This window comes from Cupriavidus sp. YAF13 (assembly GCF_052113425.1).
In the GTDB taxonomy this organism is placed as follows: domain Bacteria; phylum Pseudomonadota; class Gammaproteobacteria; order Burkholderiales; family Burkholderiaceae; genus Cupriavidus.
In genome coordinates, this window is sequence record NZ_JBFRDD010000021.1 from 13,419 (window position 1) to 35,354 (window position 21,936).

At 67.8% G+C, this 21,936-nt stretch carries 13 protein-coding genes; 2 read left to right on the plus strand and 11 right to left on the minus strand.

The genetic code is table 11. The features are described from left to right. Positions 1 to 161: 161 nt before the first annotated feature. Positions 162 to 1,139 carry a helix-turn-helix domain-containing protein gene (locus tag AB4061_RS18005; RefSeq protein WP_441636088.1) on the minus strand — a complete coding sequence of 326 codons (978 nt, stop codon included), beginning with the start codon at positions 1,137 to 1,139 and terminating at the stop codon, positions 162 to 164. Positions 1,140 to 1,368: 229 nt separating this feature from the next. Between AB4061_RS18005 and AB4061_RS18010 the strand changes: the two genes are divergently transcribed. Continuing rightward, the gene (locus AB4061_RS18010) at positions 1,369 to 1,581 is read left to right on the plus strand and encodes a hypothetical protein (protein ID WP_441636090.1); all 213 of its coding nucleotides are present in this window, start codon (positions 1,369 to 1,371) and stop codon (positions 1,579 to 1,581) included. Positions 1,582 to 1,596: 15 nt separating this feature from the next. Here the strand turns inward: AB4061_RS18010 and AB4061_RS18015 are convergent, their stop codons facing one another. The 10 genes from AB4061_RS18015 to AB4061_RS18060 all read right to left on the minus strand — a co-directional run bounded on the left by AB4061_RS18015 (position 1,597) and on the right by AB4061_RS18060 (position 19,676). Next, a complete protein-coding gene (locus tag AB4061_RS18015; RefSeq protein ID WP_441636257.1) occupies positions 1,597 to 3,942 on the minus strand; it encodes a CHASE2 domain-containing protein in 2,346 nt (781 codons plus the stop codon). Between the two features lie 52 nt (positions 3,943 to 3,994). Beyond that, on the minus strand, positions 3,995 to 5,644 hold the full coding sequence (locus AB4061_RS18020; protein WP_441636092.1) for a FecR domain-containing protein: 1,650 nt from the start codon (positions 5,642 to 5,644) through the stop codon (positions 3,995 to 3,997). A gap of 97 nt (positions 5,645 to 5,741) precedes the next feature. Further along, positions 5,742 to 6,515 carry a response regulator transcription factor gene (locus AB4061_RS18025; protein WP_441636094.1) on the minus strand — a complete coding sequence of 258 codons (774 nt, stop codon included), beginning with the start codon at positions 6,513 to 6,515 and terminating at the stop codon, positions 5,742 to 5,744. A gap of 201 nt (positions 6,516 to 6,716) precedes the next feature. Further along, the gene (gene pelG / locus AB4061_RS18030) at positions 6,717 to 8,087 is read right to left on the minus strand and encodes an exopolysaccharide Pel transporter PelG (RefSeq protein WP_441636096.1); all 1,371 of its coding nucleotides are present in this window, start codon (positions 8,085 to 8,087) and stop codon (positions 6,717 to 6,719) included. A gap of 1 nt (position 8,088) precedes the next feature. Beyond that, complete coding sequence (gene pelF / locus AB4061_RS18035; RefSeq protein WP_441636098.1) at positions 8,089 to 9,690, minus strand: GT4 family glycosyltransferase PelF; 1,602 nt, start codon at positions 9,688 to 9,690, stop codon at positions 8,089 to 8,091. Beyond that, a complete protein-coding gene (locus AB4061_RS18040; protein ID WP_441636100.1) occupies positions 9,687 to 10,673 on the minus strand; it encodes a tetratricopeptide repeat protein in 987 nt (328 codons plus the stop codon). The genes pelF and AB4061_RS18040 overlap by 4 nt, the downstream gene beginning before the upstream one ends. Next, entirely contained in the window at positions 10,666 to 12,111 is a 1,446-nt protein-coding gene (locus AB4061_RS18045; protein WP_441636102.1) for a PelD GGDEF domain-containing protein, read from the minus strand. Before AB4061_RS18045 ends, AB4061_RS18040 begins: the two co-directional genes overlap by 8 nt. 13 nt (positions 12,112 to 12,124) lie before the next feature. Further along, the gene (locus AB4061_RS18050) at positions 12,125 to 12,682 is read right to left on the minus strand and encodes a penicillin-binding protein activator LpoB (RefSeq protein WP_441636104.1); all 558 of its coding nucleotides are present in this window, start codon (positions 12,680 to 12,682) and stop codon (positions 12,125 to 12,127) included. A gap of 57 nt (positions 12,683 to 12,739) precedes the next feature. Further along, entirely contained in the window at positions 12,740 to 16,852 is a 4,113-nt protein-coding gene (locus AB4061_RS18055) for a tetratricopeptide repeat protein (protein ID WP_441636106.1), read from the minus strand. Then, positions 16,815 to 19,676: a bifunctional glycoside hydrolase 114/ polysaccharide deacetylase family protein gene (locus AB4061_RS18060; protein ID WP_441636108.1), complete on the minus strand. Its 2,862-nt coding sequence runs from the start codon at positions 19,674 to 19,676 to the stop codon at positions 16,815 to 16,817. Before AB4061_RS18060 ends, AB4061_RS18055 begins: the two co-directional genes overlap by 38 nt. A gap of 920 nt (positions 19,677 to 20,596) precedes the next feature. Here AB4061_RS18060 and AB4061_RS18065 point away from each other — a divergent pair. Beyond that, complete coding sequence (locus AB4061_RS18065) at positions 20,597 to 21,814, plus strand: diguanylate cyclase (protein ID WP_441636110.1); 1,218 nt, start codon at positions 20,597 to 20,599, stop codon at positions 21,812 to 21,814. Positions 21,815 to 21,936: the final 122 nt, after the last annotated feature.

Consider the following 21,936-nt stretch of genomic DNA (forward strand, 5'->3'; position numbering starts at 1 on the left):
CAAGCGAGTGGCCGAGCCATCGCGGCCTGTCATGGAATCGTGGCCACGAACATGACGGCCGTCAAAGGCAATCGCACCAGGACCGATGGCATCGTGCGGTTCCGGCCCAGTCCAGTTTCAATTCCAGTTCCAGTTCCGCCCCCCTCAACCCTGTCAGCAACTCACCTCCCCCTACCCGCGGTTGCCGACGGCAACTCGCCAAAAAACGCCCGATACTGCGCCGCGAACCGCGGCAGATGATTGAACCCCCACCGTGCCGCCACCACGCCCACCGGCTCCTGCGCCTGCCGTCCACCCAACGCTTGCCTCACCCCATTCATCCGCAAAGCCCGAACAAATTCCAACGGCGCCAACCCGGTAACTTCATTGAAACTGTATTGCAGCGTCCGCCTTGAAACCCCAAGCCGTTCACACAGAGCCAGAACACTCCAGGGCGCCTCGGGCGCAGCGCGCACCATCTCATATGCCTGTGCGACCAGCCGCCGCCGCGCAGGCGGTGTAGGCAGCAGGACATCCCCAATGTCATGCGTCAGCGTGGACACCACCGCCATCAGCAACGCATCGCGCATGGCGCGCTCGACAAAGCGCTGGTTGAATACTTCGCCCTGCATGGCTGAGGCAGCCAGCACCGCCAGCATCGCCGCCCGGAAATCATCGGACGCGGCGCGCCGCACCTCCGTGGCCGGCTGCAAGCGCGCGATCAACTCCGGAACCCCCTCGCGCTCCATCACGCGTTGCAGCGCGGGCAGCGGCAACGTCACGCCGAGCAGGTCCAGCGACGGCGGGGTGCGCATGGCCAGCGGCTGGCCGTTGCCGGCGCGCAGCACGGTGTCGCCGCTCATCCGGTAGCCGGAGAACCAGCCATCGGCGCACTCGCGGTGGGGCAATGCGATGGAAAGATAGCCGTGCCGTGCCTCGCCTTCCTCCAGCAACGCCTGGTTGGTGCGTTCGCGGAAGACGTGGACGTCGCCATAGGTAGCCTGCTGCACTTGCGCAAGAAAATGCCCGGGCGTGAGCTGCTGGTAGCGTTGCTGCCAGCCGTCCAGGCCCGCCGCCGCCATGGCGGCCTCGGTGGCGACCAAGTGACGTAACGGGCGCCCGCTGGCGCCTGTGTCGAGGGGCTCGATGTTGCTGTGCATCGGTGGCAGCGTGTTGGGGCGTTTGACACCATCGGCGGCGGGTGGGCGTGACCCGGCGCGCAAGGGCTCTGGTGCAGGCACTGCGCGGTGATTGTATCGCCGGGCCTGGCCAGCGTCGATGCGCGGCGCAGCACGCCCGGCGGCCCCTGGGTGAGCGTCCTTGCATTTGTTGACAGTAGCCGACGCGGTCTCGCCCTAGAATGCTGCGCTATTCATAGCTGGCTTAAATATGGGATCGCGATCCGAACGGTACAGACTGCTGGGCTACATCGCGCTTTGCATGGTGGCGTTCGCGCTCATCACCGTGCTGTGCGTGACGCTGCAGGATGACAACGAGCAGCGCGCGGCGCGCAAGGTCCGCCAGATGGACAGCCGCGCCACGGCCACCGTCACTACCGCGGGCCAGGCTGGACAGCCAGCGGCCACGCGCGCATCGCGCTAAGCGCCAGCGAGCGGATCAGCAGGGCAGGAAGATCGTGAAGGTGGCGCCGGCACCCGCGGCGCTGGTCAGCTTGATTTCTCCGCCATGACGCTCCACCACGGTCTTGACGAACACCAGCCCCAACCCGCTGCCGGCGGGCGCATCCTGCTCAGTGTCGCGCAGGCGCGAGAAGGGCTGGAACAGGCGGCCCTGGTCTTCCTCGGCGATGCCCCGGCCCTGGTCCGCCACATCGATCGCCAGCCCTTGCGGCACGCGATACAGGCGCACGCTCACGGTCGTTTGCGGCGGACTGAACTTGATGGCATTGCTCACCAGGTTGGCAATCGCCCGCACCAGCAGCACCGGCTCGGCCAGGAACTGCGACTGCTCCTCGTCCACGTCGACGTCCACCTTCAGTTCGATCCGTGCGGCGCTGGCCAGCGCCCATAACTCGTCGGTGGCGTCCAGCACCACGCCGGCCAGGTCGACCTCGATGAAGTTAAGGTGCGTCGCTTCCGCACGGGCCAGCCGGATAAAGTCGTCCGCGAGTTCCAGCGTGCGGTTGGCGTGCTCGCCGATGCGGGCCAGCAGGGCTGCCTCCGGCAGCGCCCGGCCGGGCTCGTTCTGCAGGTCGATCAGGGCAAGGATGGAGGACTGCGGGGACCGCATGTCGTGCGAGATAAAGCGCAGGGACTCCTCGCGGCGCCGCTCGGCCATGCGCACCTGGGTGATATCGATGACGCTGACGATGAGGCCGGCGACACCGCCGGTGTCGCTGCGCAGCGGCGCGCCGCGCAGCAGCATCGGGTGTTCGTCGCGCGCTTCGAGCTCCACCCCGGGCGGTGCCTGCACCGGGTGCGCGGCGTCGGCCTCGCCCTTGGCATAGACGCTGCGCAACTGGTCCCAATAGTCCAGCCCGGCCTTGGGCTGGACGAATACTTCGTTGATCAGTTCACGAATGCCGGGGGGCGGTGCGTTCATGTCGCCCAGCGACCCGAGCGTGCGTGGCGCCAGCAGCAGGCCGCGCCGATTGGCAAGCAGCACGCGGCCGCCGGGATCGCAGATCACGGTGGCTTCGGGCAGGCCTTCGAGGCCGTCCGCCAGGAATTGCCGCAAGTCCCGCAGTCGCGTGGTCATGCGGTAGACCGCGCGCATGCGGGTATCGAGGTTGCGGCCCGATTCGCCCTCGCCGGCGGGCATGGCCAGCAGGCCGGGCTCTTGCTCGAGCTGTGCGAGCTCGTCGGTGAGAAACTGCAGCGCGGCTTCCTGGCGCCGCCAGCTCCACAGCGGGTAGAGCAGGCTGCAACCCAGCACCGCGCTGGCCGGCGCGAACCAGAAGTGGCCAGACGCCACCAGCAGCAGGCTGGCCGCCAGCGTGCCCGCCAGCAGCACCATGGTGACCAGCAGCGCATTGCGCGGCGTCAGCATCAGCGAGGCCAGGCTCGCCAGCAACACCGGCAGCAACGTGCACAGCCAGAACCAGGGCGCCGGCAGGGTGACGATGCCCGTGTCGCGCTGCAGCGTCTGCATGGCGTTGGCGATGATTTCCACGCCGCTCATGCCGTGGCCGTTGCGCGATACCGGCGTGGGGAACACGTCGCCCAGCCCGCTCGCCGTGGCGCCTACCAGCACGGACTTGCCGCGGAAGAAGTCGCGCGGCAACGTGCCACCCAGCACATCGAGTACCGAGACCTGCCGGAACGTCCCCGGCGGCCCGGCAAAGGGAATGCGCAACCGGTAGTCCCGGGTCCAGCCGTCGACGCCGCTGTCATCCGCGGGACCGTCGTGACGGTAGGCGGACACCGGCCGCGGCGGCTTGCCGAAGCCGACCATCGCAGCCGAGAAATGGTTGAGCTGGCGGCCCGGCAGCCCTTCCTGCAGGAACACCTGGCGGGCAATGCCGTCGAGGTCCACCGCGATATTGATGTGCCCCACCTCGCTGCCCAGGCCCGTCAGCGGATAGCGCACCAGCAAGCCGCCCCGCCCCGCTTCGGCCAGCGCGGGCAGCACGACGTTGCCGGCGCGCGCCATGCTGGCTGCCAGCGCGCGGTCGTCCTCGGGATGCAAGGCGTCCGGCTCGGAGAGAATCACGTCGACCCCGATCACGCGAGGCGCGTCGGCGGCAATGCGATCGATCAGGTCGGCCAGCACCCGGCGGCGCCAGGGCCAGCGGCCAATGGCGGAGATGCTGGGGTCGTCGATGGCGACGATCACGATCTCGTCGCCGGGCGCGTGATGCTGGGCCGCGACCGCCAGGTCGTAGACCGCCTTGTCGGCGCGCTCGCTCCAACCCAGCACGGCGCACGCTGCCACCAGCGCCAGCACGGCGGCCGTCAACAGGCCCCATTCGACCAGCGTACGGCGCTGGTAGCCGGCCATCATGCGTCCGGGCACCCGGCCCAGCGAGCGAGCGCGCGCGGCGAGCTGCGCCAGGCTAGTTGGCACGATTGAGCCAGCGTGAGCCGGCGCTCACGGGCTGGCCCTGCGAATCGCGGACGTACTGCACCACCTCGATGCGCTGGGGCGCTGAAAAATGCGGCTCGCGGGCTGGGTCCTGACGGGCCACCCGCACAAAATACGTGCCGCTGCCGGGCCGCGGCAGGCGGGCCGCATTGGTCTCGGTGCCGACGTCGGCCACGATCTGCGTAAAGGCGGCGTCGGATGCCATCTGCACGCGGTAGGCTTGCGCCGCGCCATTGGCGCTGGCTCCACCGGCAGCCGGCCATGCGATCCGCAAGGCGTCGCCGCCATCGTCCTCCAGGCGCGGCTGCGGTGGCGACGGCTCCAGCGCGAACGCCGCCGGCTCGCTCCAGGGGCCCGGCTGGCCGCCGGCGTCAACCGAGCGCACACGCCACCACCAGCGGCCGGGCGCAAGCGCCTGGCTGGCCAAGGGCGCCGTGCCGCGCACTTGCATGACGCCTTGCGTGAAGTCCGCGTTGGCCGCCACTTCGCATTCATATTGCGCCGCGGTTGCGACTTCGGCCCAGGTGAACAGCGCCGTCTCGCCGTAGGCGGTGCCATCGCGCTCGGGCGCCAGCGTAAAGGGCGCGGGCGGATTCAGGCACACCACGAACGGCATTACCGCGCCCGCGCCGCCAAGGTGCCGGGCATCGAGCGCGCTCACGCCCACGTAGAGCTGGCCCTCGGGCAGGTCTTGCAGCGCGGCCTGCGTGCCATCCACGGCCTGGGAGGACAGCAACTCCGTCTGGGCGGCATCGCGCGAGACCACCACGCGGTAGCTGGCGGCCCGTGCAACCGCCCCCCAGCTCACGGTGGCATGGCTTGCCAGCAACGGCTGGGGCAGCGGCACCAGCGCCGGCGCCGGCAGCAGCGCGGCGGGCCGCGCCAGGGCGCCCGCAGCCGATACGCTGACGCCGTAGCCGGCATGCACTAGCGCTTGCTGGCCGCGGCGCGAGCGGGCCTGCACCTGGCCTTCGAGCACGGCGCTCTGGCTGGCGCCGTCCTCGGTGCCCACGCGAAAGCGCGTGCCGCGCACACCGGTCACCAGCGATGGGGTACGGATCTCGAACCGCCCCACGCCGGTGCCGCGCGGTGCCACGCGCGACTCCACCTCGCCCTGGCCGATGCCGATCACGGCATCGGTCAGGCCCGTGCGGGCGAACGCGCGCAGCCGCTTGACTTCCATGGCTGTCGCCGGCGGCAACGTCACGCGTGAGCCATCACCCAGTTCCATGGTGACGGTGCCGCCGGCGCCGGTTTCGATGCGGGCGCCTTCGCGCAGCTCCATGCCAGCCTGCAACGCGCGGCCATCGGCGCTCGCCGGCCCCGTCACGAAGACCACGCGAGCGGTGCCTTCGGTCACCGGGATGCGCGCCAGCGGGATGCGCAGGCGCATGCCGGGCGGCAGCCGGTAGGGATCGGCCACCTTGTTCAGTGCCTGCAGTTCGCGCCAGCCGGTGGGATTGGCCATGAAGCGGTCCGCCACGCCAATCAGCGTGTCGCCCGGGCGCACCTGGTAGATAAAGTTGGCGCCCTCGGCGCCTGCAGCCTGCGCCGCGGCACTTGGTGACCATGCGGCACCCAGCACGCCAACCAATCCGGCCATGCCGATCGTGCCGGCCACACCGATCGCACCCCTCGCGCCCCTCGTGCATGCCGCGCGCGAGTGCGCTCCAGCGCCTGCCTTCCTGCCTGCCGCCATGTCGAACCGCTTCATAAACTCAGTCTTCCTTCTTGTCCTGCAAACCCGGCTGATCCTGCAGATCCTGTGAATCTTGCGAATCCTGCTGGCCCTGCATATCCCCGTCACCCGCGGCTTCGAAGCGGTAACCGTGCGCATACACGGAAGTCAGGCGCACACCGTTCTCGGGCCGCAGTGCCAGCTTGATCCGCAGCCGCGAGATATGGGTATCGAGCGTGCGCGAGCCAACGCCGATGGTGCGGCCCCACACGGCTTGCTCGACCACCTCGCGCGACACCAGGCGCCCCAGGTTGCGGAACAGGAACAACGCCAGGTCGAACTCGCGCGGCGACACGTCCACCCGGGTCTCTGCGCAGGTCACGGTGCGGGCCTGCGGATCGACAGCGTAGTTGCCCACACGGATCAGCGCGCTGTCCTGCTGCGCCTGCGGATACGTGCGGCGCAGCAGCGCGGATACGCGCGCCACCAGTTCGGCGCGGCGGATCGGCTTGATCATGTAGTCGTCGGCGCCCGCGCCCAGCCCGGCGACAATGTCTTCTTCCTGCGAGCGGCTGGTCAGGAACAGGATGGGGGGATTGCGACCGGAGTTCTGGCGCACCCAGGTCACCACCTCAAAGCCGCTGGTATCGGGCAGTTGCCAGTCCACCACCAGCAGGTCGAACGCTTGCTCGCGCAGGGCCCGCAGGAACGTGCTGCCACTGGCGAAGCACTCGCACTCATGGCCCGYCGAGACCAGGATCTGCTGGATCAGCTCGGACTGGCTCTTGTCGTCTTCCACCGAAGCGATTCTCATACTTACCTCTTGCTTGCCACGTCTTCTCTTCCAGATGCCACCGCGCGCTTCCTGCGCCGCCGCAAAGGCAACGCGAAATAACCCGGACAGGCCGGGCGCCAGGTGCGCAAAGCGGAATGGTACAGAATCCGGCGTCGCCACGCCAAGGACGGCGCGGGAGGGTATTGCAGCGCGCCGGCGCAAAAGCCGGCGCGCACGCCTTTACTGCAGCATATAGGTTTCGTACTCGAGGCGGTCCAGCTTGCGGTCCAGCAGGTAGATCGCCAGGGCCACCACGATCAGCAACGATACCGCGAAGCCGTAGCCATACCAGGCCGGCCCCAGTTGCAGCGTCACGGCGGTGAACGCCAGGTTGAGGATCACGAACAAGCCGCTGAGCAGCAGCACTTCACGCCGGCGGTCGAGGTAGAAGTAGATATTGAGCACCCCCAGCAGCACCACCTGCAGGCTGGCGCCGATCACGTCCACATACAGCAGCGGCAGGTAGAGCTCCGAAATGCCGAGCGCCGCCAGCACAAACCTGCCCATGACAAACAGCACCAGCGCCGCAATGGCCTGCACCTTGACGATCTCGTACAGTCCCAGGCGGATCGTCTGCACCATGGTGTTGCGCATATCCTCGATATGCTCGAGCGAGCTGCCGCCGCGCACCGCGTTGTAGAAGGCGTCGTAGTACTCGACGAAGTCGGTCTCGATGCGCACCAGGAACACCGCCATGCCCGGGATGATTGCCAGGTAGGCCAGGAACACCGGGATGTCGTAGATGATCGACGCGTGCAGCGGCCCGATGACCTGCTGCCCCGTGGACGGCGAGTACCAGAACATGAACTTGTCGAGCCAGATGCCGAGGTTGTACAGCAGCCCGATCAGCATCAGGCTCGGATAGGCATAGCGCCGCTGGAAGACCTCGAACGACATGAACCGCTGGCTGGTGTAGTTGCGGTAGATCAGCACCACCATGGCGCTCAGCAAGCACAGCTGGCCGGCGACAAACCCCAGCAGCAGGCCCTCCAGGCCATGGTTGCGCAACGCCAGCGCCGCCACCACCGTCAGCGTATAACCCAGCAGGAAAGTCCAGACGATGGCCTTGTACTGCTTCATGCCCGTGAGGAAAATCACCGCGATCCAGATATTGCTCATGACCGCGAAGCCCGCTGTCATCAGCAACCGGTACAGCACCGACTGCTCCGGGAACGCAAAGAGCGCGCAGCCGATGCCGATGGCGCCCGACAGCACCGTGACCAGCAGGGCCACCGCGTGGTAGTTGGACAGCACCAGGCCATCACGCTTCTCGAACAGGCGGTCCGAAGTAAAGCGGGTAAAGGCCAGCTGCATCGGCCCGGTCAGGATCAGGCTGACGGCAATCAGGTAGGTCACCGAAACCTGGAACTGCGTCACCAGACTGCCCGGTACCACGAACGGCAGGCTGAGCACACCGATCAGCAAGATGCCGACGATCGACAGGATCCACGGCCCGGAGCTGATGATGCCGGCATAGGCGTACGCGCCGAGCATGCCCGACAGGTTGTCCCGCCGCAGCATCTTGCGAAGTTCGAATCCAATCCCCGCCATCTCAGCGACCTCCCTTCATAGGGCAGCCCGCGGCCTGCGCCGCCCTGGCGGGAGATCCGCCTGGGGACGATTCCACCCGAGGCTGCGCCATCAGGCGCGTGTAGAGATCACGGTAGCTACCCACCATCATCTCCTGCGTGTAATACCGCTCCACGCGCCGGATGCCCGCCTGCTGCGCGGCATGCCATGCATCGGGCGAACCTAGCAGGCCGATCGCCTTCTCGGCCAGCGCGGCCGGGTCGGCAATGCGCACCACGTCGCCCGCCGCGCCCAGCGCCGCATCCTCGCCGGGCAGGCCGAAGATCAGTTGCCGGCACGAGCCGACATCGGTGGTCACGCACGGCACGCCGGCGGCAAAGCCTTCCAGCACCACCAGCGGCAATGCCTCGCTGATGGAGCTGAGCACCAGCACGCCCACCTTGGGCAGCAGTTCATCGATGCGCTGGAAGCCCAGGAACTTCACCTTGTCGGCGAGGCCCAGGCTTTCGGCCAGGCTGCGGCATTCCCGCGCGTATTCCGGATCTTCGTCCTCCGGGCCGGCGATCCAGCCTTGGGCATCGGGGTATTGCCGCACCACGGTCAGCATGGCGCGGATAAAGGTCTTGATATCCTTGATCGGCACCACGCGGCCGATCAGGCACAGCACCGGCGGCACGCCGGGTGCGCGCAGCGCGCGCAGCGCGGCCAGCCGCGGCAGGTTGATGCCGTTGGGAATATTGCGGGTCCGCTCGGCGCGGGCACCGTCCGTGACCTGGCGCAGGCGGTTGCCTTCGTAGAGCGCGACGATGGTGTCGCCGGCGTCATAGCAGACGCGGCCCAGCGTTTCAAAGAAGCGCACCCACAGCTCGCGGAAATAGCTGATCTGCGAGATGTCGCGCTCGAACACGTTGCGGTTGTCGCGGATCCACTGGCTCTGGAACAGGTCGATCTTGCGTTCCTTGGTATAGATGCCATGCTCGGACACCAGCAAGGGGCGTCCCGTGCGGTAGTGCAGCATGGCGCCGAGGAAGCCGGCATAGCCGGTGGACACCGTGTGGTAGACCTGGGCCGGGATCAGCCCCTCGGCAATGCGCGCGAGCTGCCACAGGGGCTTGTGCATGATGCGCACGGTCCAGAAGTAATCGGTGAAGGACGGGTCCGTGCAGTACTGGCGGTACTGCTCGGTGATGGTCCGCCACGCGTTGCGGCTGTAGAGGAACGCGTCTTCCGACAAGCTGCCGCCATCGGTCAGCTCGGGCATCAGCTCGCGGATCAGCTCGCCGGCTTCCTGCTCGCGGCCAGGCTGGCGCAGCACCTCGTGCAACTGCGCCGAGGCGGCGAAGGTGACGGGGTCGCCGTCGCTGCCATGCACCAACGGCGGCGGCGGGAAATCGTAGAGAAAATGCGTTTCCAGGTGCACGACGTTGTCGGGCAGCGCGTAGACCATGTTGCCGTAATCTTCGCGGCGGCTGCCGATGAAGACGATGGCGAAGCGGACCTCCGGAAATGCCCGGATCATCTGGTTGACCCAGCTCGACACCCCGCCGCTCACATACGGAAAGGTGCCCTCCAGCAGCAGGGCCACATCGGCCGAGTCGGCGCGGGGCAAAGGGGTATCGCTCATGATTGCCAGTAACGCAGCAGGGGCCGTACCAGTGGCAGCGGCGATGGGCTGTCGAATGACAGCAAGATGGTGCGCACGGCGGCGTAGTCGCGCTCCAGATAGGCGGCTTCGGCCAGCAGCGGCAGCGTGCGCTCGCGCGCGAAGCCAAGCGCCTCGGCCTGCTCCAGCCACCCGCGCGCTTGCGCGGGCTCGTCGCGGGTCAGGGCCAGGCGGCCACGCATGTACCACAAGCCGGCCTGGTCGGCGTCGACCTCCAGCGCGGCGCGCGCGTGGCGCTCCACCTGGTCCGCGGTGTAGCGATAGACGTCGCCTTGCACCAGGTTCTGGTAGATCAGTTCCCAGTACAGGTCGGCCAGGCGCTTGTGGATCTCGCCACGCTCGCGATCGTCCTGCGCGGCTTCCAGGCGCGGCAGCTCGACAAGGATTTTCTGCGTCAGTTGCTTCTCCGCGCCGTCCAGCATGCCGTAGGCCAGCAGGCGCACGTCGTCGGCGCTGTCGGCCAGCAGGTCGCGCAGCACCGGGCTGGAGGTGCGCGCCGGCATCGACTGCATGGCCACCAGCGCGGTCATGCGCTCGGGCAACGGCGCGCGCGTGTTGCCCAGCTGGGCGCGCAGGCGCGCGCCGCCGCCGTGGGTCACGCGCGAGATCAGGTGGGTGACGAACACCGGCAGCCCGACCAGGCCAATGCCGGCCGTGGGACGGCGCCCCGGGAAGAGGCGCGCGATCAGCAGGCTGCCGACGCAGACCATGCCGCCGGCCAGCGGCACCAGGAAGCAGAATGCGAACAGGTAGCCATAGCTCCACGCGAACGGCACGCGAAAGCGCCGGGGCAGCAGGCGCCACAGCACCATCGCGATCATCGCCGCGGCGAGCCCCTGCATCATCAGGAAGGTCAGCAGCAACGCGGTGCTGTTACCGGCCCGAGCCAGCAGCGCCAGGGCGGCGATTTGCGCGGCGATGCCGCCGATGCCTAGCTTACCCACGGCCAGCCTCGCCAAGTGCCACCGGCACCGGTACCGGCGCCGGCTGGACATCCACATGGCAGCGATGCAGCAGGCGGATCAACGGCTCCACCGGCGCGTTGGCAGGCACGGCCAGCGTATGCACGCCAATGCGCGCCGCTTCGAAATCGGTGCCGAACTGGGCTCGCAGCATGTCTTCGATACGCACCAGGTAGGCCGAGGCCGCCTCGTTGCCCGACAGCGGCATCAAGGTAAGCAGGGCACGCTGGTGCGCGCTGGTCAGCGGCCAGGCCACGTCGAGCGCGCGGCGGCTACGGATGACCTGGTCGAACAGCGCATCGCGCGATTCGTCGAGATCAAACACCAGCGCCACGATCGTGCTGTCGATGCCGCTGTCGCGGCGCAGGCGGGACAGGCGGGCGTAGTCCAGGGCGAAGTCGTAAGGGCAGCCGGGAATCGCGGCCGCGATGGCACGCGTGGACACGGCGTGCTCGACGCCATCGGCGTAGTAGCCCATCAGCACCATCAGCAACTGGAGGTTCTCGTAGCTGAGCGACAGGAACGGCATGCGCTCGACTACCAGCAGGCCCACCAGCTTGTCGGCCCCGGACAGCACCGGCGCCACCGCCACGTAGCGGGTCTGCGGATGGTCCGGCGACTGGCGCGACAATCCGTCGGCCTGCAGGTGCGCCAGCTGGCCCGTCTCCAGGCAGTGGCGCACCAGCACGTCGTCCGGATCGAACGCGAATGCCGGGCCGATCTGCGCCGACGCCGTGACGGATACCGTCTCGCCATCGACAGCATAGAGCGCTGCCGCTTCGAGCTGGCACGCCTGCGCCACCACTTGCAGCATGGGGCGCGCGCCCACCAGCACGCCGCCCGGCGCGGCGTCTTCCAGCGTCACCGCCCGCATTTGCGACAGCGTGTCGCGCAGCGTGGTGGGCTTGGCCAGCAGGTCGTTCTCCAGCCGCGCATGGGACACGCGCAGCAGGTAGTGGTTCTTGGTCAGGGCCGCAAGGCGCTCTTCCAGGTAGCGGTTGACGGCGCGCGCGCGCGCCAGCCTCGTGCCCCAGACATCGCCGAACTGCCCGGCAACCAGCACCATGAGCAGCCCGCCCAGGAAGAACAGGCGCGGGAATTCACCCGGCTGCGCACCGATCTGGTGGAAGAAGAACCAGCCGCCCAGCATCATCAGCACGCTGCCCACGCCAATCAGCGTGCCGTAGCGCAGCGCCAGGATGACCGGCAGCAGCCATGCCCAGGGAAAGCCCAGGCCCAGCAGCAGGGGGTTGTTGGGCAGGAGCAGGTATCCCAGTCCCATCGCCAGCGCCATCGTCACCACCAGCTCGACCACAGAGACCGGTCCGCTCGTGGCGGGCGCAAGCAACCGCAAATAGCGGCCGCCCGCGCCAATGCCCTGTCCTTCCCGCATCTTGTCGGCTGTCTTGGCCACGATCATGCTCTCCCGCGGTTCAACCCTGGCGCAGCGGCGCCAGCAGGCGGCGCAGCAACTTTTGCGCGGTACCGGACAGCGACTCACGGCTCCAGCCGCTGTCGCTACCGGTGGCGGACCACACCACTTCGCCGGTGCTCACGTCCAGCAGTTGCAGGGAGATGCCCACGGCGGGTTCGCCATCCACGCCGACCTTGTAGCGCCATTCCTGCACCGCGCCGGTGAGGGCGTAGCGCATCTTCTGGGTACGTGCCCACTCAAGCGCCTTGCCCACCGACTCGCGCTCCGCCGGCTCGAACAGCGTTTCCGGGTTCAGGTTGGCCGGATAGCGCTTGACGTTGGCAATGCCGCCGGTCTTCAGCAGGCTTTCCGCGATGGCCTCGGCGCGCAAACCCGCCTGCGGCGTCTCCGTGTAGTTGACGATGGGCAGGACCGCCAGCGATTCGCCGGCGGGCAGCGCGGGTGCGCGGCCCACATCGATCACCGCGCATCCGGCCAGCCAAAGGGCTGCGCCCAGCGCACCGCACCAGCCCAGCAGTCGTGCCGTGCGGTACTGCTTCCTGCTAGTTGTTTCCATGACTCTCTCCCCTTCTCGATTGCGTACAGTGAACCGGCACTGGCGTGCCCGCCCGAATTAAAATAGCCACTTGTAGCGAGCCCCCACCTGGGTCAGCGGCGTGCCGCCATTGCGCGCCGCGGTTTCGTGCTGCACATACATGGACAGGTGATCGTTGCCCAGCACCTTGCCGGCCAGGCCCAGTTGCGCCCGGAAGTTCTGCCCGGCCCGGGTATCGTGCAGCAGGCCGATTTCGGCAAAAGGACGCCACTTGCGCGTGTAGTCGTCGATCAGCTCGGTACCGAATCCGAACGTCACGCCAGCCTGCGTGAAGCCTTGCGGCATGTAGAACCCGGGCGTCGCTTGGGCGTCGGTGGGCACCAGCGTCGCCAGCTTGCTGCCGAGCGTGCCGCCGCGCACGTTGTAGCTCGCGTGGGTACCGACCAGGCGCACAGTGTAGTCCGGGTAGGCAGTACGGATGCGGTAACCCAGCTCCAGGTCGTACACCATCCCGTGGCCCAGTTGCGAGCCGTCCTGGCCGCGGAAGCGGTCGTACTCGATACGCCCGCCCACGAATTCGCGCCGGCCGAAATTGTAGGTCGCGCCCAGCCCCAGCACGTCCTTGACGCCGCCGACCCGCAGCGGCGCCGATTCGTCGGCGCTCTGGTTGAGGCCGGCCAGCGTGGTAACGCTCAGCCGGCTGCTCTCGCGCCACTCGCCGGTAAAGCGCGCGGTGGTCACGCTGTCCAGGCCGTCGCGCCGTCCCACGCCGAGCCGCCAGCGCAGGTGCTGGTCGCGGTAGCCAAGCGACAGCTCGCCACGCCGGTCGGACGAAGGCACCCCGGTCAGCTGGGCCGGGTCCAGGCTGCGCTGGGTGCGCCAGGCGCCGCGCAGGTTGAGGTCATAGCCGTCCCAGAGACGCACGCCGCCGCCCAGGCTGTAGTCGAAAAAGCTCAGCGGATTCTGGCGCTGGTACGTCACGCGCGGCTCGATGGCCTGCGCATCGAACAGCAGCGTGTCTTGCAGGGTCTCCTGCAGCGCGTCGCTGGTACGCGTGAGATCCTGGGTCTCGTAAGCCAGAGTTTGCGCGGCACCGAGCCGGTCGAGCTGCACGTTGGCCTCGATCTGGCTGTCCGCCGGAATGCGGCCGGCATGGCGTTCCAGCATGCGATCGAGTTCGGCCAGGTCCTGGTTGGCCAGCGCCAGCGTGATCTCGGCATAGGCCGGACGCAGCAGCTGGCGCGCATATTGGCGAGCCAGCCAGGCGCGCGCCAGTTCATTGGATTCGGTCGACAGCGCCCAGGCCAGCGCCACTTCCTTGGCGGCTGACGAGACCACGGCCTGCTGGCGCGCTTCGCGCTGCGCCATGCCGGCCGGCACCTCGGCATCGAGCGGCGGCAAGCCGGGTATCTCGCCCAGGCGCGAAGCCGGATCGGCCGGGCCCCTCCGGTTGGCGCCGTCGCTGCCCGCCATCACGCCACGGTCGTCGCGCAGCATTTCGATCACCAGGCGCCGCGATACATCGCCCGACGCAAAGATCTGGCCAAGCGCCACGGTCTGGCGGCGCAGCTCGGCAGGCGCGGGGCCGCCCTGCGCATCTTCTTCGCCGGCTGCCGGATCCATGCTGCGGGGATCCGAGGTGCGGCGCGCGGCCGCGAAGCGATCGCTGTGCAGGTCGACCCAGGCCTGGCGTCGCAGGCGCCAGGCGGTGCTGGCCTGGCCGATGGCGTCGCAGGCATCCGCGGCAAGCCCCAGCCAGAGCGGATCGGCGCTCTTGCCGTCGGCCATCTTGCGCAGGTAATGCAGGGCGGCGCGGCCGTCCTCGAAACGCATGCTGCCGGCGGCAAAGGCACCCCACAGGTCCGGATTGTCTTCGGCCTCGCGCTTCAGGCGCAGCATCAGGGCGCGCACTTCAGTATCCGAGCCGAGATCGACCAGCGCCCACATCAGCGCGGCCAGCGTCTCGCTGTCGGCATCGGGCAGGCTGGCGGCACGGCGCAGGTCGGCCAGGGCCAGTACGCGCTCGCCGCGCACGCGCTGGTATTCGGCGCGCAGGGCCAGGAAGCGGCTGGAGTGCTCCGCCAGCTTCAACTGGTCAGCGCTCAGGCCTTGCAACAGGTTGGCCACGCGGCCGTATGCCCGCGCGCGGGTGTAGTAATTGATGGCGAGTTCCAGAGCCACGGGCTTGCCGCCCTTGCGCCAGCTGGCCTCGGCAATCCGCCCGGCATCGATGGGCGAACTGTCGTAGAAGTCGATCAGGTTCGAGAAATCCGCTTCCTCGGTATCGCGTACTTCCCCCAGGCAGGCATTACGGCCGGAGCCGGCGGGCATGGCCATGCAATGATCGTCGTGCTTCCCGGCCATGGCCAGTATCAGCTGCCGGTAGCCCTGCTCGAGCAGGTCGCCGCGCTGGTTCAGGCGCGCCAGTTCGGTGAGGGTGCGCCAGTACTCGATGTCAGTGGAACGCGCGGTGCGCATGGACGGCACCATGGCCTGCAGCGCATCGGCCAGCTTGCCGCGCACATAGAGCAGGCTGGCCTGCTTGAGCGCGTACTGCGGACGCGGGCCAAAGCGCTGCTGCAGCTCGGTGTAGAGCGCGAGGGCGCGGTCATCCTTGCCGGCGCGCTCGGCCAGCTCCGCCTGGCGCTCCATGATCTGGCGCGCGTTGGGGCCATGGCTCAGGCTTTGCAGGAAGGCCAGGCCTTGCTCAGGCTCGCCCAGCCGTTCGTAGGCAGCAACCACCTGGTCGACGGTGGCAAGGTCGCCGCTGCCGGCACGATGGCGCAACGCGGCCAGGTAGGCGCGATCGTCGTTCAATCCGGGGGCCAGGCGCAGCACGGCCTTCCAGGCGGTTTCGTCGTTGGTGGCCTGGGCATATTCGAGCCAGCTCTTGAGCGCTACCGCGGGCTGGCGGTTCCATTCCGCGACCTGGGCCAGGCGTTCGCGCCAGCGCGCCTCGCCGGGCTGGCGCCGCACCGCGGCCTCGGCGACGCGCTGGGCGTCGTCGAGCTTGCCGGCGGCCAGGAAGACCTGGAAAGCGAGTTCGTAGTCGTCAGCATTGAAGGSCCGCTCGGCCGCGGGCGCCGCGCCGGCGCCGGCGCTATCGGCCACGCGGCGCAGGTGCGGCATCGCGGCTTCGCCCATGGCGCGGTGCAAGGCCAGGCCACGCGGACCGTCGAGGAAGACCACGCCTTGCGCGGCCCATGGCTGGGCGGCGGCCACGCGGCGCACTTCGGCGCGTCGCAGCGACGCGCCGTCCGGCACGGGCTGCATGCTCGGCGGCAGGCGCAGCAGACGCTGCACGTAGCGCGCGGCCAGCTCGGGCCGGTTGGCGGCCAGCGCCAGCCTGGTCAGGTAGCGCAGTACTTCGGCGTTATCCAGCAGCTTGCCGCCGTGTTGCTCGGCCTGGTCCAGCGCCTTGTCCAGCTCGTTGCCCGACTGCAGCGTCTTGAGCGCGGCCATGAAGAGCCGGCGCTGCTCGGCCGGATCGGCGGCGCGTGCCTGCGCGGCGAACAGCGCATCGGCCGCTTGCCGGTAGTCGCCGCCAGCCAGCGCCGCCGAAGCAGCCTGCGCGTTCCACAGCTCGGCGCGCGCGGGATCGCGCTTGGCCAGGGCAAGGTAGAACTGCTGCGCCGGCTTGAGCGCATTGATCGCGCGCGCGGTGGTGGCAAGCTCTTCCAGGTCGGCGCGCTCCCACTCCATCGGCAGTGCCTGGTCGAGCATCCTGCTGAGCAGTTCGATGTATTGCTTGCGCTCCGGCGTGTCCGGCAACGCGGCAAAAGCGCGCTGCTGCGTGATCTCGATGCGGGTGCGCAGGATCTGGTTGGGCAATTCGGCGTCGGCGGCACTGCGATTGCGCACCGGCCCCTGCATGCTGGCGGCGTAGCGTGCCTCAAGCCGGCCCACCATGTGTTCGGCTTCTTCCAGGCGGCCGGTACGCGCATATTGCTCGGCTAGCACGGCCATGAAATCGCTGTCCTCTGGCGTGGCACGCAACCAGGCTTCCAGGTAGGCCACGCTCAGGCCGTCGACTGCGCGGCCTTCGCCCAGCAGGCGCTCGCGCAAGGTCTCGCGCGGAAACATCAGCGCCAGGCCAATCCCGACCATGGCGGCGAAGGTCAGCACGAACGCTGGCGGCAACAGCCGCTCGCGCTCAGGCGGCGCAGGTGATTTCGACGCTTTGCTTGGCATTGTCGGGATTGGAAACGGGTGTGGTATCGAAACGCAGCGTGCCGCGCTCCCGCACGCCCTGCACGGGCTTGCCATCGATGGCGACCCGGCAATGATCCGCGCCTGCGAGGCGGAAGAAAGGCTTGGTGTAGCCACTGAATGCAAAGCGGATGCGCTGCGCGCCGCCCTGGCCCGTGCGCTGCCAGTCCCGCACAAAGCCGTTGGCCTCGGCGATCTCGGGGCCGCCGGGCGCGGCCGCGGCGTTGGCGGCGCGCATCACGATGCGCGAAGCCCCATCGGCCAGGTGCACGTAGATACCGCCGCCGGGCGCCTCAGAGGTGCCGGTCACGCCTTGTGAACCGGCCACGTCGGGCACGCCCGCGCCGGTCCAGCGCACGTTACGCAGGTTGCCATCGCCGCGCACAATCCACGTGGTGGGTTGCGTGCCTTCGCCGCCAAGCTCGCGCGCCACCGCCATGCCTTGCCAGTCGATCACCTTGCGCACGTAGTCGGTGGCATGCACCGGCATCAGCGGCTGGCTCAGCACGTAGTCATAGACCTTGCGCAGTGCCTTGAGCGAGGCCGCCTTGGTGCCGGAGTAGCTGTGGTAGTAGATATTGACCGACTTGAAGCGCAATGGCCGGTCGGTCAGATCAAAGGTCTCGATCACGCGTTCGAAGCCGTAGTAAGGCCCGTGCCAGAGATTGGTGTAGACATTCTCGTTCTGGTTGGGCGCGAACACCTGGAAGGCGTCGTCGGCCTTGTTCACGCCGATGGGGGAGATCGCGGTCCAGCTCGAATTACTCTTCGTGATGATGGTATCGCCGCCATTGAGGTTCAGCACCCCGGCGGCGTCGGCCTGCCTGATCGCCTCGGCTGGCACCTGCGTGTCACCGGGCCACAGCACCATCTTGACTGGCTTGCCGGCTGGCGCCAGCGTGCGGTTGATATAGTCGATGGAACCCGCGATCTCGCGCTGCAGGCTCACCTTGTAGCCGGGAATGGGCATGTAGTATTCGCGGGCATCGGCCTGCGCGGCCGCATCGGCCGAGTCGCTCACCACCGCGCGCGACCAGACGAAGGGGTGCGAGTACGTGTGGGAAGCGATCTCCACGTAGGGCTGGGCGAAGATCTTGCGCGCGATCGGCTCGAGCTGTGGCGTCAGCTTGGGATACAAGCCACTTGCGCCGACCTCCCCTTCGATGACCGACATGGTCATCGGCAGGCGGTAGCGGTCGAAGATCTCGCGGAATAGCACTTCGCCGGAGTAGCCGCCGCCTGGAATCTCGGCGCGCGAAGCAAAACCGTCGCCGTCGATGTGGATGGTGAGCAGGCGCCGGCCGTTCTCGGTGGTCACGTCGGGCACCGGCATGGCCGGCAGGCGCAGCGCTTCGCGCAAGAAGGAGATCGGCTGCACCACCCAGCGGTCGTTGTCCTGGTCGCGAAAATCGGCCATCACCGCGTACGGGCCCAATACGTAGCCGCCCCACGGCGTGATCGCCGCGGCGTCGTAGGTCAGCGCGCCGGCGCGCAAGCGCAGCAGCGTTCTCGATCCCTCACCCGCACGCACCGGCACGGCACGCAGACGGTCCGGCGATACCGGCACCTCGAAGCCCATCATCGGATCCTGCGTCAGCACCTCGACGCGCCCCTTGGCTTCGCCGGTGGCCGGCTGCAGTTGCAGCATGCTGGCAACCCGCCCTTTGACCGGCGCGCCGAAGTCGTTGAGGAAGGCGATCGGCATGCCTCGCCCGATCTGCTTCTCCACCCAGTCGTACAGGCGCGTGCCCTTGCCGCTCTCAGGTCCGCTCAACCACAGCACCACACCGGCGTAGCGGTCGGCGCCGAGTTCCGGCAGCGGCTGGCCGACGTCGGCGAAGTCCACGCGATAGCCCAGGTAATTCAAGGGTGTGGACACATAGCGCACGCCCTTGGAACTGTCCAGCGAAACGCCTGGCGGACGATCCTGCACCACCAGCACCCGGCGCGGCATCACCTCAATGTTGCCGATCCCAACCGTCTGCAGACCGGGGTCAGCCACGTAAGGGATGATGTCCAGCGCGCGGATCTGCGCGGCGGTGTCGCGCGCGCACTTGCGGTCGGCGGGCGGGCAGTAATCGATCGAGATCACCGGCAGGTGGTACTGCTCGCGGATCGTCCGGACCTGCCCGAGCAGCCAGTTGCGATCAGCCTCGCTCACTTCCGTGTAGCGCTTGCCGCCTTGGTCCCAGCCGCGGTACAGCGATTCAAACGCGACCGCGTACGCCAACTGGTTGACCTGCGGCAGGATCTCGAAGCCGCGGTTGAAGATCAGCTTGGCCTCGGGATAGCGTGCCTTGATGGCGCGGATCACCGCCACCATGCCGGCCTCCTGGCGGGCGCGCTCGACGTCCGTCTTGGCTTTGAGCTGGTAGGAGTCGAGCGTGTCGAGGAAAAAGCCGCGATAGCCGCGCTGCCACAGCGGGGCGATGACCTTTTCCACGTAGAAAGCGGGCCAGCCCTCGGCGGCCTGATCGACCACGCGAGCGCCCCAGGCGTCGTTGTTGCCGATCAGCCAGGCCTTGGGAATGTCTTTCAGGTAGGCGCGCGACGGTGCGACCTCGCCAATGCTGACGTAGGAGAACCATTGCGTATTGGGCGTGGCGGCGGTGCGCGGATCGAAGCCGCTGTCGGGCTCGACCACAGCGATATCGAACGCCTGCAGAGCGTCCACCGGCGGCTTGCTGCCATAGTGGAAGACGATGTTCGGGGCGCGAGAGCCGGTGGTGGCCAGTGCCTGCGCCTGCGCCGGGCACAGCCAGGCTGCAAACACGGCCAGCAGTGCGCCAAGCCAGGCCTTTGTCATCGGCGCGCCCCGGCTGGCTTGACGCAGGCCTGCCACGCGGCGCGTGACACCGTCCAATCGCAACAAACTCACTTGTTGACCCCTATTTTCTGCATATTTTTATAGTCCCGGAAGAACTCGCTCGGCTTGCCGCCAACATGCTGGTCGCGCTTGACGCCGCCAGACGATGCATTCCGGGTATGGCTGATCCCATCTACTTCCACCTGCGCTGCCCGATCTCTCAGGCAGTCCCCCGCAGGTCAAACTCAAAGTGCCGATTCAAGCACTACGGGCGAGAATTCTGAGGCATGCGCTTCATCGTGCATATAAGCATTTAGGACTAGGGAATAGGCACTGGTGCAAATGCATGCCGGTATCACAAAGGCTGGCTAGTGCCAATTCCCGGGTTTCGAACGCTGCGAAGGCGCGCTGAGACGGAAGCCGCCGGATCGGGTCGCGCCCAGGGTTTTGGTGCCCGGCAAGTGGATTGTTGCCTCGGTACTTTCCGCATTTTTGTAGTTTTCCGAATCGACAAAGTATCACAGTACGCGGCGTGAACTCGACGCCGTTGTGCTCTGAGGTGACGAAAATAAGGAATCGCGCGATAGCTAGGGCCGGAATACAACGGTTCGTTGCGACCGGCGCAGCAAGCGAAGCGAATGGTAGGTCACGCCCTTTGAGCCCAATGTCAACAATTGTCACGCACAGCGAATACGGGGCACTTCCAGCGCGGCGCTGTGTAGAATTTTCTCAAACAAAAAAACATCTTCACCTCGGCAGGAATGGACCCGGACAAGCACCGGCCGGACGCCGCATTCGGGAATGCCGCAAGTCACGAGCTGGCTCACGCACGGGCTCCACGCAATACGCGATACGCGCGAACCCACCTTCTAAGGCAAACTCCTGCGCAGCGATGCTGCGCCGAACTCGATGGGGATCTCATGCAGTCAGATGAGGGCACTGCCGTGATGGCACTGCTTGTCCTGTTCACCGCCACGCAAATCATCCTCGCTGCCTTGATGCTGGCTTTGCGCCAGAGCGCCGTAGGCCGCGCATGGGTCGCCGGCCAGGTGCTGGCCTGCGCCGCTGGCCTGTTGGTGATCGACGCGAGCGGCGGGCCCGCATGGTTCCTGCTGGTGGCGCCCGCCCTGGGCGTGGCCGCCCAGTTGCTGATCTATCGCGGCGTATCGCTGACCGGCGACCGCCCTTCGGCACCCGTGCCGCTCACTGCGGGCGTGCTTGCCATCTCTGCTGTACTGGCCGCCGCCGCCCTGGACAACGGCAGCCGCCTGGCTGAAGCCACCGGTTACGTGGTAGCCGCCATCACCGCCTGCTTCACCCTGGCCCGCCTGCTGCAGCGCCCGCTTGCGCTGACCCGCCGCAGCCGCCCGCTGGTGCTTGCCGCATGCGGCCTGCAACTGCTGGCGCAATGCTGCGGACTGTATGTGGTGCTGCAAGCCAGTGCCCCCGTACCAGCCCTGAGTGCCGAAGCCTTGCTCCTGCTGCGGCTGCTGCCCGCTTTTGTCGCGATCCTTGCTGGCCTGGCGGGCTTCACGCTGATGACCATGGAAGCCATGCTGACCGAGCAGGAGAAGCAGGCACGCCTCGATGCATTGACGGGGCTGCTGAACCGCGGTGCCGTGGATGGCGCGGCGATGGTGCTGGCCGCCGAATTCAACCGCCACGGCCATGCGCTGAGCTGCCTGGTGATCGACATCGACCGTTTCAAGTACATCAACGACAGCAGCGGCCACCGCGCCGGCGACCGCATCCTGCAGCAGATCGGCCGCGTCCTGAAGGAAACGCACCGCGGCGCGGACCTCGCGGGCCGCTACGGCGGCGAGGAGTTCTGCGTGCTTTGCCCGCATACCACCGAAGCCGAGGCCCTCCTGCTGGCCAACCGCATCCTGCGCGGCATCCGCGCCATCGCATTGCCCAAGGAGCTTGGCGGGTTCGCCAGCGCCAGCGTCGGCGTTGCGCAGATCCGCGAGCGCGAGGACGGTGGGGCGGCCACCTGGGACGCGCTGTTTGGCAGCGCGGACCGCGCCTTGTATGAAGCCAAGCGGCGTGGCCGGAGCCGGGTCGTGCTCGCCTCCGAGCTGGCAGCGCTGCCGGCGCCTGAGCGCTGCCTGCCCACGCGCACCGAGGCCTGCCACTAGGCGCTGGCGCGCCAATATGACGGCAAAATCGCATTGCCGACGCGTCGCCCGCTAAAATCCTCCAGTGCATGCTTGTCCGGACCCGTTTGCTAGTCCGGTTCGAAACCATTCCTGGATATCCT

Bases quoted from the DNA above. Each gene is read 5' to 3' on its own strand.
- AB4061_RS18005 (WP_441636088.1), bottom strand. From the start codon at position 1,139: ATGCACAGCAACATCGAGCCCCTCGACACAGGCGCCAGCGGGCGCCCG.
- AB4061_RS18010 (WP_441636090.1), top strand. From the start codon at position 1,369: ATGGGATCGCGATCCGAACGGTACAGACTGCTGGGCTACATCGCGCTT.
- AB4061_RS18015 (WP_441636257.1), bottom strand. From the start codon at position 3,942: ATGATGGCCGGCTACCAGCGCCGTACGCTGGTCGAATGGGGCCTGTTG.
- pelG (WP_441636096.1), bottom strand. From the start codon at position 8,087: ATGGCGGGGATTGGATTCGAACTTCGCAAGATGCTGCGGCGGGACAAC.
- pelF (WP_441636098.1), bottom strand. From the start codon at position 9,690: ATGAGCGATACCCCTTTGCCCCGCGCCGACTCGGCCGATGTGGCCCTG.
- AB4061_RS18045 (WP_441636102.1), bottom strand. From the start codon at position 12,111: ATGATCGTGGCCAAGACAGCCGACAAGATGCGGGAAGGACAGGGCATT.
- AB4061_RS18050 (WP_441636104.1), bottom strand. From the start codon at position 12,682: ATGGAAACAACTAGCAGGAAGCAGTACCGCACGGCACGACTGCTGGGC.
- AB4061_RS18060 (WP_441636108.1), bottom strand. From the start codon at position 19,676: ATGACAAAGGCCTGGCTTGGCGCACTGCTGGCCGTGTTTGCAGCCTGG.
- AB4061_RS18065 (WP_441636110.1), top strand. From the start codon at position 20,597: ATGCAGTCAGATGAGGGCACTGCCGTGATGGCACTGCTTGTCCTGTTC.